Annotated in this window: 15 protein-coding genes; 12 read left to right on the top strand and 3 right to left on the bottom strand. The window is 36.7% G+C overall.

What is annotated here, in order from left to right; genetic code table 11:
• Positions 1-35: 35 nt before the first annotated feature.
• The 3 genes from D0T85_RS01395 to D0T85_RS01385 form a co-directional block, all read right to left on the bottom strand.
• Positions 36-2,354 (bottom strand): AAA family ATPase, encoded by a 2,319-nt coding sequence (locus tag D0T85_RS01395; protein ID WP_163209449.1) that lies wholly within the window; start codon positions 2,352-2,354, stop codon positions 36-38.
• A 288-nt stretch (positions 2,355-2,642) separates the two neighbouring features.
• The gene (locus tag D0T85_RS01390) at positions 2,643-3,830 is read right to left on the bottom strand and encodes a site-specific integrase (RefSeq protein WP_163209447.1); all 1,188 of its coding nucleotides are present in this window, start codon (positions 3,828-3,830) and stop codon (positions 2,643-2,645) included.
• Positions 3,831-3,851: 21 nt separating this feature from the next.
• Complete coding sequence (locus D0T85_RS01385) at positions 3,852-5,075, bottom strand: site-specific integrase (RefSeq protein WP_163209446.1); 1,224 nt, start codon at positions 5,073-5,075, stop codon at positions 3,852-3,854.
• A 601-nt stretch (positions 5,076-5,676) separates the two neighbouring features.
• Between D0T85_RS01385 and D0T85_RS01380 the strand changes: the two genes are divergently transcribed.
• From D0T85_RS01380 to D0T85_RS01325, 12 genes are all read left to right on the top strand, one after another.
• Positions 5,677-5,994, top strand: coding sequence for an ArsR/SmtB family transcription factor (locus D0T85_RS01380; RefSeq protein ID WP_370459904.1), 318 nt, complete (start codon positions 5,677-5,679; stop codon positions 5,992-5,994).
• Positions 5,995-6,073: 79 nt separating this feature from the next.
• The gene (locus D0T85_RS01375) at positions 6,074-6,568 is read left to right on the top strand and encodes a GNAT family N-acetyltransferase (protein ID WP_163209442.1); all 495 of its coding nucleotides are present in this window, start codon (positions 6,074-6,076) and stop codon (positions 6,566-6,568) included.
• A gap of 4 nt (positions 6,569-6,572) precedes the next feature.
• Positions 6,573-6,998: an arsenate reductase ArsC gene (locus tag D0T85_RS01370; RefSeq protein WP_163209440.1), complete on the top strand. Its 426-nt coding sequence runs from the start codon at positions 6,573-6,575 to the stop codon at positions 6,996-6,998.
• Positions 6,991-8,025, top strand: a complete 1,035-nt coding sequence (arsB, locus tag D0T85_RS01365) for an ACR3 family arsenite efflux transporter (protein ID WP_163209438.1) — start codon at positions 6,991-6,993, stop codon at positions 8,023-8,025. Before D0T85_RS01370 ends, arsB begins: the two co-directional genes overlap by 8 nt.
• Positions 8,026-8,055: 30 nt before the next feature.
• Positions 8,056-8,490 carry a nitrophenyl compound nitroreductase subunit ArsF family protein gene (locus D0T85_RS01360; protein ID WP_163209436.1) on the top strand — a complete coding sequence of 145 codons (435 nt, stop codon included), beginning with the start codon at positions 8,056-8,058 and terminating at the stop codon, positions 8,488-8,490.
• Between the two features lie 8 nt (positions 8,491-8,498).
• Positions 8,499-9,197 (top strand): aromatic aminobenezylarsenical efflux permease ArsG family transporter, encoded by a 699-nt coding sequence (locus D0T85_RS01355; protein ID WP_025836653.1) that lies wholly within the window; start codon positions 8,499-8,501, stop codon positions 9,195-9,197.
• An 11-nt stretch (positions 9,198-9,208) separates the two neighbouring features.
• Positions 9,209-9,442, top strand: coding sequence for a thioredoxin family protein (locus D0T85_RS01350; protein WP_025003744.1), 234 nt, complete (start codon positions 9,209-9,211; stop codon positions 9,440-9,442).
• An 11-nt stretch (positions 9,443-9,453) separates the two neighbouring features.
• Positions 9,454-9,807: an arsenite efflux transporter metallochaperone ArsD gene (arsD, locus tag D0T85_RS01345; RefSeq protein WP_025003743.1), complete on the top strand. Its 354-nt coding sequence runs from the start codon at positions 9,454-9,456 to the stop codon at positions 9,805-9,807.
• 100 nt (positions 9,808-9,907) lie between these two features.
• Positions 9,908-11,626 (top strand): arsenical pump-driving ATPase, encoded by a 1,719-nt coding sequence (gene arsA, locus D0T85_RS01340; protein ID WP_036868521.1) that lies wholly within the window; start codon positions 9,908-9,910, stop codon positions 11,624-11,626.
• A gap of 176 nt (positions 11,627-11,802) precedes the next feature.
• Positions 11,803-12,654: an RteC domain-containing protein gene (locus D0T85_RS01335; protein ID WP_163209434.1), complete on the top strand. Its 852-nt coding sequence runs from the start codon at positions 11,803-11,805 to the stop codon at positions 12,652-12,654.
• 161 nt (positions 12,655-12,815) lie between these two features.
• Positions 12,816-13,175 (top strand): helix-turn-helix domain-containing protein, encoded by a 360-nt coding sequence (locus D0T85_RS01330; protein WP_025003740.1) that lies wholly within the window; start codon positions 12,816-12,818, stop codon positions 13,173-13,175.
• Positions 13,138-15,168, top strand: coding sequence for a bifunctional DNA primase/helicase (locus D0T85_RS01325; RefSeq protein ID WP_163209432.1), 2,031 nt, complete (start codon positions 13,138-13,140; stop codon positions 15,166-15,168). Before D0T85_RS01330 ends, D0T85_RS01325 begins: the two co-directional genes overlap by 38 nt.
• The last annotated feature ends 7 nt before the right edge of the window (positions 15,169-15,175 follow it).

The following is a 15,175-nucleotide window of genomic DNA, read 5'->3' as shown; positions in this document are numbered from 1 at the left end:
GCCGTTCCATCAACCTTTCTATATTTGAACTGCTGTTACTTTTTTTCAGCTATCCATTTGTCTATAAATTCATTAATCTTTAATATGTAATCCAAGGCATCCTGTTTGCTGTTTGTTTGCCCTGAATGGCCTGCTAAGTTTCTTATTTCACGTATGTCATCAATTAAATTTATTTTTAAGTCTGATGGCGTATTAAATCTGTTTGCTAATTCGATTTGGAGTTGTGCATACTCTCTGGCATTGCATTGAGGTAATGTCGTTGTGCCATTTTTAAATTTCTCTAACGAACCTTGCATTTTACCTAACATCCATTTTTTTGAATTATCTATGCTTAGGAATATTTCTTTTAACTCGTTTTCAACGGCACGCCCGTATTGTATTATAACCGGGGAGAAATCACTGCTTGTATCAATGTTTTTTAATAGGAACTGCCCTGATATTAGATACTTGACACTAATTGATGAGAGTTTTGAGATGTCAAAGCGTTGAGTTATTATTTGTCGATAAACACTTATGTCAAGTTTTTTTGTATAGTCATCAATTTTTTGCTCTAATTCAGATAGTTTATTTTCATTTTCTTCTTTTGTTCTTTTTAGTTCTTCAAAATCGTGCAAAAATTTATCTCTTTGAATATTCAATAAACTTAATTCAAGATTATCATTTTCGTCAAAAAAACCCTTATCAAAAATTCGATAATCAATACTACCGTCTGGCTGTATATTAATGTTGGAAATCTGTTTTTTATCTTGACTTACATCTTCCGGATGCCTTACATAGAATATTTTAATTTTCTCTCCGCTTATCTTATTATTTGCCACTAAGGTTTGAAGCTTTCTTATCATATATTCACTGTGAGTTTCAATTACAAACTGAATATTAAATTGATTGTTTGCTTCAACAAACATTTCTGCTAATAAAGATTGCCACTTTGGATGAAGATTTGTTTCAGGTTCTTCAACCAGTAACATACTTGGAATATATATATCATGCATATATTCACCTTCATCATCATAATCCTCAACCGTTCTTCTGTTTTTTTCTGCTAATACACTAATTTGAATCAGAATTAATATAAGTTGTTTTATGCCATATCCAAAATCAACTAAGTCTCGTTCTATATCATTTAAAGTAGTAACAGAGACGGTAATGAGCTGATGCTTTTGTATGTAATTAACATTAATCCTCTTTCCTATTTTAAACGCTTTTAGATATTTATTGATGAATCTCGAATTTTGAAATCCGCTCGAATCATAATCTTTTAATAATTTAATAAATGGGGTGTTATTTTTGGAAATATAAATCCTTGAATTCTCTTCTCTTATGGTTGATAAATAGCTTATAGAATTTATTCTTTGAATTAATTTCTTCCAACTGAAATCAAAACACGTTTCAAGAACTGAAAAATTACTATCTCCAATTTTAGGATTATTCCAATTTACTTTTTCTTTTAAAATTTTCAAGGCGTTATAATACACCAGTTCTTCTACTTCCGGAGGTGGAGAGAAATAATCTTCAGATTGGAAATCGCTTTCTCCGATATGTTCTTTCCCACTTATTGCGCCTTTCTTATCAACCTCATTATTTATAAAATCATTCCATATATCAATATCAATTTCATCCTTGAAGGAGTTAATAAATTCTGAAGGAATCAACCAGCTATCTTCAAGAGATTCATCCGCATTTTCAAGCCATTTCGAGTTTTTTTTATTTTCTAAATATAGATTATAAACTTTCAATAGGTCGTCAAAGTATTTTTTGAGGTTATCCAATCTAATATTCCATTCTATGTAAGCAACTAAAGGATTTTCTGTGGGTGGAAAAAGGAAATAAAATGAAGAAATATCTGTTTTATCTTTTTCTTTTTTCTTTTTTTTATATTCTTCCTGCTCATTTTTGAATTCTTCCTTGTAAATTTCTTTTTCTGAATCAGTCGCTTCCCTATATTTAAAAGAGAATATTTCTGAATAATCACTTTTATCTATAACCTCAATCTCTCTTAATTTTGCATAGTAGACATTGTTAGAGGAGGGCACGAGGAATTTAAGAGAAATATAAAAGTTTTTAATTCCTAAGAAGATAAAAGGTAAATGAATAACAACTTCTCTGTTTTCCTTATTAAATAGTACATTATCAAAATCGCCTAATAAATGTTCTTGAGCTGTTAAATCCAAATCAAAAGGATACTCATTTCCTTGTATGCTGTCTTTGAGCATCTGGAGAAATTTAATGATTGTACTTTTTCCGGCATTATTTGCTCCTGTAAGTATATTTATGGCAGCGATCTCCTCAAACATTCCCTTTTCATCATCAAAGATTCTGAAATTTTTTATTCCAATAATCTCAATTGGTTTCATAAATAGATCAATTTTTTATTTATTAAATAACATATAGAACTTAAATATTGCCGTAATAATTACCCGAAGCACGAAGTGTGTAAAAGAATAATTTATTATGCCAATAATCCTTAGCGCCCATAAAAGTACTAAATACTTGCGAACCAGTCGTATTCCTGTCTTGAAACCTTTATTCTACCGCAAAAAGAACTCCCGCAAAGCATGGGATTAACCTGTTGCCAGCCCATTTTGCCTATTTAATATTAAGCCCCGGAGTCAAGCAATTTCGGGGCTTAATATTAAAGATCCTTACTCAACCTTTCGCCGTTCCATCAGCTTATCCATATCCTCGGATATTTTCTGGTCTGTAACCTTAGCATAGACCTGAGTTGTAGAAATATTGGTATGTCCCATCATCTTGCTGATACTTTCTATGGGAATACCCTCTGAAAGTAAGAGTGTTCCGAATGTGTGGCGGCTCTGATGATAGCTCATATTACCCTTGACACCTGCAAGAAAGCCGATTTCAGTAATGCAATACCATATCTGGTCGCGGTTAGGCAATGGGAATACAGGCTTCGTATCGTCTTCCGTATTATAGAGCGCCAGGATTTGTTCGGCAACCGGATGTAAAGGGACGTAGGCTTCAACCTGTGTCTTTTTCCGATGGATTCTGATAAAGGGTTTGCCTTCTGCCGTTCGTCCGATATGGCGGGGGTACAGTCCTTTTACGTCCACATAGGCAAGTGCCGTAAACGCAGAAAAGATAAAGGCTCGGCGAATCAACTCCTGAAACTTATTGGGCATCGGCTTTTCCATAATCAGCTTCAATTCATTCCTGCTTATGTGCTGCAATTTGGGCGGTTCTTTCTTTTCATACTTCACATCAGCAATCGGATTAAACCGGAGAATCCCTTGGTCAACGGCAATGTAAATCAATCGGTTCAGCCATGTAAAACAATGGTTAATATGTCCCGACTTATATTCTTTGCCTTTTAGAAACAGTTTATAGCCTTCGCCGAACTCTTCGGTAATATCAGTAAAGGCAATGTCTTTCATTTTCAAGGCAAGAAGATATTCCCGTAAGTTATTTTGAGAAATCTTAGACTGGCGGTAGGTAGAGGTAGAGTTTATTTCCAAGGAACGTACCCTTAGCCGTTCACGTTCCGCCTCGCCCGCCAATAATAACATAGTGGGGACAGTATGTATTTCGAGAATTGCATTTTTAAGTAAGTCCACACTGACAACACCATATTTTTTTAGCGTGTTCTCATAGGTCTGTTCAATACGCAGACGAAATGATTTTAGCTGACTGTTTGCCTTTTCGTCTTTGACTTCTCCCTTTTTACTTTTCCAATCGTTAGGATTACAAAAAATACCTGTTGTGATTACGGTTTGTTCGCCATCAACAGTAATGCGGCAAAATATGGCGGTTGTACCGTCTTTTTTTACTTTACCCCGGTTTATGTAGAATAATATTTTAAATGTAGATCGCATGATTTTATTGTTTTTGATTTGTTATAGAACTAATTTTAAATCTTTGCTTGCCTCGATGTATTTGTCCATATCCTCAAAGAGTTTTTTCGGGGTAACACGGGCATAAATTTGAGTGGTCTTTATATCACTATGACCGAGCATCTTGGAAACGGTTTCTATGGGGACGCCGCCTTCAAGCGTAATCAGGCTGGAAAACGAGTGCCGCCCCATATGAAATGAGATTTCCTTGTTGATTTCACACAAATCTCCGATTTCCTTCAGGTATGCATTCATCTTTTGATTACTTGGAACAGGCAATATACGATTATCAGGTAAAGCACCTTCATACTTTTCTAATATCTTTTTCGGTATATCAAGTAATGGAATAGAGAATGTAACATCGGTCTTCTCTCTTTTCCCCATAATCCATAGATTACCGTCAAAAGACGTGCGGATATTTTCTTTGCGCAATTTCTTTACATCTATATATGCTAATCCGCAAAAACACGAAAATACAAAAATATCTCGTACCTGTTCCAATCGTTTTGTTGAAAACTTCTTAGCCATAATAGCTTCAACTTCTTCTTGTGTCAAATAGCCTCTATCCACTTTTTTTAGGCGGATTTTGTAATTGGCGAATGGATCAGCTTTAATCCAACCGTTATTCTTGGCTATGATAACAATCCGTTTGAAGAACTGCATGAACTTAGCTGTCGTATTTGGATTACAGCCGCAAGAAGTTAAAAGATAGACTTCAAAATCGGTAAGAAAGAGGTGATTGATTTCTTTAAAGGAAATATCGCTCAAATTATATTTCTCTTTAATAAAGTCGGCAAGGTGCTTTCTTGTTACTTCATATTTTTGATAAGTCGCTTTAGATTTGCTAATACCTATCAATCGTTCAACATCATCATTGTGGCGTTGAAAGTGTTCCAAAAACATCTGTTGCCTAATTTCAACACCAAAGAAGATGTTTTTAATCCGTTCGGGAGTTACGGTGGTTTCCTGCTCTTGTAAATCATGGTAAATTTTTGTCATGGTAGCCTTAATGCTTTCAAGGATACCATTAACATCAATTACTTCCTGCGTTTTGCCGACAGCTTTTCCTGATTTCGTATCCCAGATTTTAGGATTGACTTCTGTTTTTGCTCCAAACTGAACAGCTTCTCCATTAACGGTAATCCGTCCCATAATCGGCATCTTGCCGTTTGCTTTTACTGCATTCCTTTTTACATAGAAAAGGATGTTGAATGTACTCTTTTGCATAACTCAAAATTTAATTTCAAAATTACTTTTAACAATCAAATAATGAGATAAGTACAGACTGCCAATAATGGACAACACTGTGCCAATTTCGGACAATTCGTAACCTATTTTGGATTTTTGGGAATAGGTTACGAATTGGTTACGCAACTATGTCCAAAATTGGCTTTTTTATGGCTTTACACCCAGACACTCTTAAACGAAAAAAGTCCCACAAATCATTGATTTGTAGGACTTGTCTGCTTTTTGGCTGCTCTTGGCTTAGCCTTCCAGCGGAGAGAGAGGTCGGTGAACCTTCCCCCTTATATGCTTAAAAGTCAATGCTTTTATTTTTCCAAACTTGTAATCGGTAACGAAATAGGCACAAATTAAATAGCCTTATTTGTCCACCTTTGACCTATGCTCTTCTGCATATATCATGGGTTCAAAGATACATATAAATTTCATATTTGCAAATTATTTAGTCCTCAATGCTTTAGCGTTAGTGCAAGGTGCAAGCCTATCTATATAGATACTTGCACCTTGCACTAAAAAATGCAGAAAAATTTGTTTGTTTGAAATATTGTTCGTAGTTTTGCGAACAACAAATAAAGGAGATAGAATTGTGAAGATTAAGAATGACATTGAAGAACAGGAATTAGTTGCCCGCTTTGCAAAAGCAATGGGACATCCTACTCGAATTGCGATACTGCTATTTTTAGCATCGCAGGAAAGTTGTTTCTTTGGGGATATTCACGATGAACTTCCGATAGCTAAAGCGACCGTATCACAGCACTTAAAAGAACTCAAAGATGCGGGCTTAATTCAGGGAGAAATCGAAACCCCGAAAGTGAGGTATTGTATCAATAAGGAGAACTGGGAAATAGCCCGAAAGTTATTTGCAGACCTTTTTAATGTATATGTAAAAGATGTATGCTGTTAATCAGCATATATTTTTTCCGACAGACGTTCGTTGTTTGGCGAACTACATTCGTTTGGTGTGTTCAGATAAATAAAGTGATATGAAAATTAGAAAAGTAAAATTAGAAGACGCCCGTAGGATTTGTGAAATATATAACTATTACATTGAGAATACGGCTGTAACATTTGAAACTGCTCCTGTTTCAGTAGAAGAAATGAAAGGACGTATCAGTGAGATTATTGATTCCGGATTTTCCTATTATGTCGGAGAAATCAATGGTAATATAGTAGGATACTATTACATCCACAAATGGAATGGCAGGTGTGCTTATTCATCTACAAAAGAGGTTACAATTTATTTAGATAAAGACCATACCGGAAAAGGATTTGGAACAGTGTTATACAACCATCTATTCCAAAACTTAGATAAAAAAAATATCCATGTGTTAATTGCTGGAATTTGTATTCCAAATGAAGGTAGTGTGAAGTTGCACGAGAAATTTGGATTCAAGCAAGCTTCACACATGAAAGAAATAGGATGGAAATTTAATCAATGGCGGGATGTCGGTCATTGGTTGCTAAACCTAAATAATTGAAGCTATGAAAATACTGATTCTATGTACAGGTAACAGTTGTCGAAGTCAAATGGCACATGGTTTTTTACAGTCTTTCGACCCATCACTGAAAGTATATTCAGCAGGGACAAAAGCAAGTGGAAAATTAAATCCTCAAGCAGTGGAAGTTATGAAAGATGCCGGAATAGATATTTCGCACCATACATCCGATAATGTAGATAAATACCTGAATGAAGAATGGGACTATGTTATTACGGTTTGTGGTGGTGCAAATGAAAGTTGCCCTACCTTTTCCGGTAATGTAAAGAATCGTTTGCACATAGGATTTGAAGACCCATCAGAAGCAACAGGTTCGCCTGAATTTATCCACTCTGAATTTATTCGGGTAAGGGACGAAATAAAAAAAGCATTTTACAAACTATATATCGAAAAAATAAAAAGCAATGAGTAAGAAGAAAATGAGTTTTTTAGATAAGAATCTCACTCTTTGGATATTTTTGGCAATGGCTATCGGGGTTGGGCTGGGTTACTTTTTCCCATCATTCAGCACTACGATAGATTCATTATCCAGTGGAACTACAAACATCCCTTTAGCTATCGGTTTAATCTTAATGATGTACCCACCATTGGCAAAAGTCGATTACAAACAATTACCGAAAGTTTTCAAAAACGTAAAAATATTATCCGTCTCGTTAATCCTGAACTGGATTATCGGGCCAGTATTAATGTTTTTACTTGCCATTATCTTCTTACACGATTACCCGGAATATATGGTAGGTGTAATTCTTATTGGATTAGCACGCTGTATAGCAATGGTACTCGTTTGGAATGATTTGGCAGAAGGAAATACGGAATACGGTGCAGGATTAGTAGCCTTAAACAGTATCTTTCAAGTGTTCTTTTACAGCTTCTACGCTTGGTTATTTGTTACAAAACTTCCTCCCCTATTCGGGTTTGAAGGGGCTATCGTTGATATTTCTATCGGTACGATTGCCGAAACGGTTGCCATCTACTTAGGTATTCCTTTCTTGATGGGAATATTAAGCCGATTTATATTGGTTAAATTAAAAGGAGAACAATGGTATAAAGAAAAGTTCATCCCTAAAATATCCCCTATAACTTTAATAGCACTGCTGTTTACTATCATCCTTATGTTCAGCCTGAAAGGTGAACTGATTGTGCAAATACCAATGGATGTTGTTCGCATAGCTATACCGTTGCTTATCTACTTTGTGGTGATGTTCTTGCTTAGCTTCTTCGCTGGTAAGCTTATGGGGGCTTCTTATGATAAAAATGCTTCGATTGCCTTTACTGCAACCGGAAACAATTTTGAACTGGCTATCGCAGTGGCAATCGGTGTATTCGGATTACATAGCGGGCAAGCCTTCGCCGGAGTAGTCGGGCCTTTGGTCGAAGTCCCGGTATTAATCCTGTTGGTAAACTTAGCATTTTGGCTTCGGAAGAAATATTATAAATAAACATAGTACAAACCAATAAAAAGACAATGTATGAAGAAATGTATTTTAATCGGACTTTTTGCTGTATTGCTGGTTGCTTGTGGTGGTAATACACAAAAGAAAAACGGACAAGCTGCTGAATCTGAAACGGCAGCTAAAGAACAAGTTGCAGATGCTTCTGTGGTAAACGTGTATTATTTTCACGGAAAGCAACGCTGTAAAACCTGTATGGCAGTTGAGAAAGTAACTAAAGAAACTATCGAAAAGGCTTTTGCTGATAACAAGAAAGTCCGTTTTGTAGAGATAAACACGGAAGATAAAGCAAATGCTAAACTGGTAGAGAAGTATGAGATTACGTGGAATGCCCTTATCATTGAAAAAGGCGATAATTATATCGACCTGACAAAAGAAGGTTTCGCCAATGCTGTCAATACTCCTGACGTGCTTACAGAACTGATTAAGAAAGAAGTAAACGCAAGGCTATAATACCTATGATGGAGTTTTTACAAAATCTTGTCGATGGGTCTAATTTCCCACTACTGACGGCATTCTTGCTCGGCTTAATGACTGCAATAAGTCCTTGTCCGTTGGCTACCAACATTACGGCTACGGCTTATTTAAGCAAGGATATTGCCGACAAAAGGCGGGTATTGCTTAACGGGGTTTTCTATACTCTTGGCAGGATGTTTTCTTATACGGCTCTTGGAACTATCTTCTATTTCGGAGCAAGTCAGTTTCAGATAGCAAGGTTTCTTCAAAATATCGGTGGATTTTGGCTGGGGATAGCATTAGTTATAGTAGGAATCTTAATGCTCGATGTAATAAAATTCAAGTTTAATGGAATGAATAAACTTACATCAGGATTGGAAAATAAGCCAAATAAACGGAATTACTGGAATGCCTTTTTGATGGGAGTTGTGTTTGCTTTGGCTTTTTGTCCATATAGCGGAGTTCTTTACTTCGGGGTGCTTATACCTATGACGATAGCCAGCCCATCAGGATTATTACTTCCTCCGGTATTTGCTATTGCCACCGGGTTACCTGTAATAATCATCGCTTGGTTATTGGCATATAGTATCGGGAATGTCGGAAAGTTCTACAATAATATGAAAACCTTTCAGGTATGGTTTAAGCGGATAGTAGCTGCCATCTTTATCATCGTAGGTGTTTATTATATCATTACAAATATTTAAAGAGAACGAAAATGGAAATTATAGTATTAGGCACTGGATGTGCAAATTGCAAAACCACGTATAACAGGGTTGCCAAAGTAATTGCCGACACGAACAGTAAAGCTACTTTGAAGAAAGAAGAAGATATACTGGAGATAGTGAAGTATAACATTATGTCGTTACCCGCTATCGTTGTGGACGGTGAAGTGAAAATAAAAGGATATGTACCATCCGAAGAAGAGATAAAGAAATTAGTAACAGAATAAATAAAAATGATATGGTTGATTTAAAGTTAGATACCCGGAAAGCCGTAAAGATATACGACCCGGCATTGTGTTGTCCTACCGGACTATGTGGGGTAAATATAGACCCTGAATTAATGCGGATAGCAGTTGTTATCGAAAGCCTGAAAAAGAAAGGCGTTATCATCGAACGCTTTAATTTGCGTGACCATCCGCAGGTTTATGTTGATAACAAGAAAATCAACGAATACCTGATGAAAGAATCGGCAGAAGTGCTTCCTATCACAACACTGGACGGTGAAGTCGTTCTGACAAAGCAATACCCCTCAAATAAGCAGATTGCAGAATGGTTAAATGTCCCCGAAGAGGACTTGACCGTTAAGAAATAACAGTAACAATAATCAGGTTTACAACAATTTATTCTATCTGTAAAAATAGGTAGAACAGGATGTTTACATCCCAGATTGTAACCATAAAACAGATATAGATATGAAAAAGTATAATCCGGCAAACGAAAAACTTACCCAGTATATATTCTTCACGGGTAAAGGTGGCGTTGGGAAAACATCCATCGCCTGTGCTACGGCAGTGAATCTCGCTGATAACAGTAATAAGGTACTTTTGATAAGTACCGACCCTGCATCCAATTTACAGGATGTATTTGATATGCCGTTAGACAATAAGGGAACAGCTATTAAAGAAGTTCCAAACCTTACAGTAGTCAATCTTGACCCGGAACAGGCAGCAGCCGAATACCGGGAATCAGTTATCGCCCCTTATCGTGGGAAATTACCCGAAAGTGTTATTACCAATATGGAAGAACAGCTTTCAGGTTCGTGTACCGTTGAAATTGCAGCTTTTAATGAGTTCTCCGACTTTATTACCAACGAAGAAAAGCGCAGGGGATTCGACTATATCATCTTTGATACTGCACCTACCGGACATACCCTGCGAATGCTTCAACTGCCATCGGCATGGAACACTTTTATTGCCGAAAATACAACCGGAGCATCTTGTTTAGGACAGCTTTCGGGACTGGAAGACCGTAAAGAAGTATATAAGAATGCTGTTGCTACCCTGACAGATAAAACCCAAACTACACTTTTCCTTGTCAGCAGACCGGAAGAAAGTCCTTTGAAAGAGGTCGAACGTTCATCTAATGAGCTGCTGGATTTAGGCATTGAAACACAGCATCTAATTATAAATGGAGTTTTAGAAAACTACGATGCAAACGACAGTATTTCCAAACAGATTTACGAACGCCAACAAAATGCACTCAATAACCGTTCGTCAGCCTTGTTAAAACTGAATACATACATAGTTCCGCTTCGTTCTTATAATATGACGGGTATTGATAATATCCGTAATATGCTGAATGCAGATGTAACCATAAAGAACGATGTAGCGCATATTGAAAAAGATGATTTCAATACGATTGACAGCGTTATTGAAGACCTCTACCAATCGGGTAAGCGTGTAATTTTTACGATGGGTAAAGGTGGTGTCGGCAAAACTACTATTGCCGGGAATATTGCTCGTGGGTTGGCTAAAAAAGGCGTAAAAGTGCATTTGACTACAACTGACCCAGCCAATCACCTGTCCTTCATCGAAACGAAATTAGATGGTATTACAGTAAGTCATATAGACGAAAAAGCGGTGCTTGCCGCTTATCAGAAAAACGTATTGGATAAAGCAAGGGAAACAATGGGTGATGCCGATTTAAGCTATATCGAAGAAGACCTGCGTTCGCCCTGTACACAGGAAATCGCTGTTTTTAATTCCTTTGCCGAAATTGTTGCCAAAGCGGATAATGAAGTGGTAGTGATAGATACTGCCCCTACCGGACACACGTTGCTATTATTGGATTCAACTCAAAGTTATCATAAAGAAGTGGAACGGACACAGGGAAATATTACTCCTGCGGTTCAAAACCTGCTGCCTCGTTTACGGAATGAGAAGGAAACAGAGGTGGTTATTGTAACTCTGCCCGAAACAACGCCTGTATTTGAAGCACAAAGGCTGCAACAGGATTTACAACGTGCCGGAATTAAAAACAAATGGTGGGTAGTTAATTCCAGTCTGCTGCTTACTTCAACGAATAGTCCATTCCTTAAAGCCAAAGCACTAAGCGAAGTACAATGGATTAATAAAGTAAAGGAAATTTCAGAGGGAAACTTTGCAGTTATAGAATGGAAAGAAAAGGTGTAATGCTACAAAACAGGAAGGAATAGGAATTTTCTTATTCTCTATGTAAGTTATCCTTTTTGAGATAAGAACCTGAAACTGTTTTTTAGCGGATTCAGGTTCTTACTGTTTTATCACAGATAAAAATATATGAAAATGAGAAAATAAATATATCATCAGGAATCAAAACGATAACTACGATGGGAGAAATAACAATAAAAGACTATTTCAGCAATCTATTACAGGAAATGGATTCGGAAATTCAAACAATAGAATTAAACGAATCCGACTTTCTCCATGTGTGTAAAAAAGTAATTAATTACTTACAGGATATAATTTCTGATTTAAAGTCGTTCGTATTGAATTATAAATTTCAGGATAATTCAGAAGAAATATTGTTTTTCAAACACTTGAAACCTCAAATTAGTAGTAAATTAATCTATTACAATAGCATTTACAATATTGAGTTAAAACGTCCTACCGGAAGCGATGATGTTCAAACGCAATATTATGTATCAGAATTAGATTCTCTCACTACTTTTTTCAATCAAAATCTCACTTTTTATCAATACTACCGAACAAATGCCTGTTATCTTGACGATAAATACTTTCTTCGTGGAAAGCCAGATATACATTTGATTATAGATAATTCTTTTTTCGATTCAGACCCACAGTTCTCCACCAGTTATGATTTCAAGGTCGCAAAAATTTTAGCCAACGAGTTAATTAAAATTTACCTCACGAACAGGATAAAAGAACTAACAAATGAAGGTCTTCGGAAAAGGAATCAGGGTTCTTGTTGTCAAATGACTTGGACAGGCTCAAAACGTGGGCTTGTTGAACTGATTTACGCCTTTGATACTTGCGGTGCATTCGATAAGGGAAATACTGATATAAAAACAATAGCTGTGAATTTTGAAAAGATGTTCAATATAGATTTGGGGGACTTCTATCACATATACATGGAGATAAAGGGACGTAAAATCAACAGAACAAGGTATTTAGATATTCTACAAAAGAATCTTCTTCGGCGGATGGAAGAAGAGGATTAATTACTGTCAATCCGATACGAGGTACTGGCAAGTTACCAAAGGCGAAGCTATCAATGTTTCGCCTTCTTTATTGAATAAAAATTTCACCACAGGTGGGTAAAACTGTGGTTTTTATTTGATTTTATCCCTTCATCTTTGCAGCAAATCAATTAGTTACAATTATGGATGTCATAACGATAGAATCAAAAGCATTTAAGGAATTGGAAGCAAAGATTAACGCCATTGCAGATTATATCCTTAACAAACAGGAATCGGAAGATATAAACGAAGATGAAATATGGGTGGATAGTTACGAAGTCTGCACATTCTTAAAAATCAGCGACAAAACATTACAAAGGCTTCGGGTATCAGGCACAATCGCCTATTCCAATATTCGGGGTCGATATTTCTACAAAATCGGAGAAATAAAACGGATGCTGGAAGAACGACTGATTAAGAGCAATTCAGAATGTTTAAACGATTTAGTAACAAACCATAAGCTATATGTTAAGGAAAGAAGAAATCTTAGAAAGAACAAGTAACGGACTGAACGTTTTTAGATATTACATTGCTTGTCAATGGCGTGTAGGACGTAATTTCTTCAACCCATTGTATAAAGACAATAAGGCTTCGTGTAATATTTATTTTGACCGAAAAGCCGGAGTATATAAGCTGAAAGACTTTGGGAATGACGAGTATAGTGGGGATTGTTTTTACCTCGTAGGAAAACTGAAAGGTTTGAATTGTAACAATGCTAATGATTTTGTCGAGATATTGAAAACCATTAATCAGGATTTATCACTTGGATTATCAGAGAATACAGATAACTCTGTACCATATAACCGGAAGGAATCTATACTTGTCATTCCTGAAAAGAAAGCTAAACCATATAGCTTTCAGGAACAAAAAATTTCCCGGAATGAATTGGAATACTGGGAAAAGTTCGGTATCACTTCTGAAATATTGACACAATACAAGGTTTGTTCCATTCGGGAGTTCAAAAGTGAAAATTCAGAGGAAAAACCATACTCCATAACTTCATCATTGGGAGAACCCATATTTGGTTATAAGAGCAAACGATATATCAAACTATACCGTCCATTTTCCAAAATGCGATTCTTATATGGGGGTGATATGGGGGAAAATTATAGCTTCGGATTGGAACAGTTACCAGCCAAAGGTGATACAGTATTTATCACTGGCGGTGAAAAAGATGTTCTTTCCCTCGCAGCGAAGGGATTTCATGCAATATGTTTTAACAGCGAAACTGTAAACATTCCGGCAACTATCATTCATAAACTGTCATTCCGGTTCAAACATATCATTCTACTTTATGATGTAGATAAAACCGGGCTTGAGAGTTCTTCCAAACATGAAAAACAGTTGGCAGAATACGGCGTAAAACGTCTTCTATTACCACTTTCAGGAACAAAAGAAGAGAAAGATATATCCGATTATTTCAGACTTGGAAATAGCCGTGAAGCGTTCCTGAAACTCTTCCTTGATTTTTTAGATACTCTATACAGCGATACTATGACTATGCTGAAATCGTGCGAAATAGATTTTAATAACCCTCCGGCAAAAGCACAGGAAATCATATCTGCCGGGGATGTACCACTGGGAACACAGGGAAATATCCTTTGCATCACAGGTGGTGAAGGTACAGGGAAAAGCAACTATGTTGCTGCGTTGGTTGCCGGGTCAATCAGACCGGAAAATATTTGTATTGATACATTGGGAATCAATGTACACGAAAACAGCCAAAATAAAGCTGTCCTGTTGTATGATACAGAACAGTCCGAAGTACAACTGTTTAAGAATGTTTCCAACCTATTAAAGCGGGCAAAACAACCGGAAAAGCCGGAAGAGTTGAAAGCCTTCTGTCTGACCGGGATGTCCCGTAAAGAACGTTTACAGGCTATTGTTCAAAGTATGGATAAGTTTCATTATCAATATGGCGGTATTCAGTTAGTTGTCATAGATGGTATTGCAGATTTGGTACATTCCGCCAATGATGAAGCCGAAAGTTTGCGGGTTGTCGATGAACTCTACCGATTGGCTGGAATATATCAGACCTGTATTGTTTGTGTATTACACTATGTCCCGAACGGATTAAAGCTTCGTGGACACTTGGGGTCGGAATTGCAACGAAAATCGGCTGCCATCCTCTCCATCGAGCTGGATAATGAACCGACTGTATCAGTAGTGAAAGCCTTGAAGGTACGGGAAGGCAGTCCGTTGGATGTTCCATTAATGCTTTTTTCTTGGGATAAGGAAACCGGGATGCACCTATATCGTGGTGAAAAGCCCCGTGAAGAAAAAGAGAAGCGGAAAGAAAAAGAACTGGTAAGCGTAGCCCGTGAAGTGTTCGACCAGCAAACATTTATCACTTATATAGACCTGTGCGAACAGATACAGCAGATTATGGATGTAAAGGAACGCACAGCGAAAAGTTATATACGCTTTATGCGGGAGAAGGAAATTATTATTAAAGACCCTTCAAATCAGAGTTATTTTATTAAAGGTCATTTTTAATCGGTTA

The organism is Bacteroides sp. 519 (genome assembly GCF_010500955.1).
Classification (GTDB): domain Bacteria; phylum Bacteroidota; class Bacteroidia; order Bacteroidales; family Bacteroidaceae; genus Bacteroides.
The sequence above is the reverse complement of the archived record's forward strand: the minus strand, read 5'-3'. Positions and strand labels throughout refer to the sequence as shown.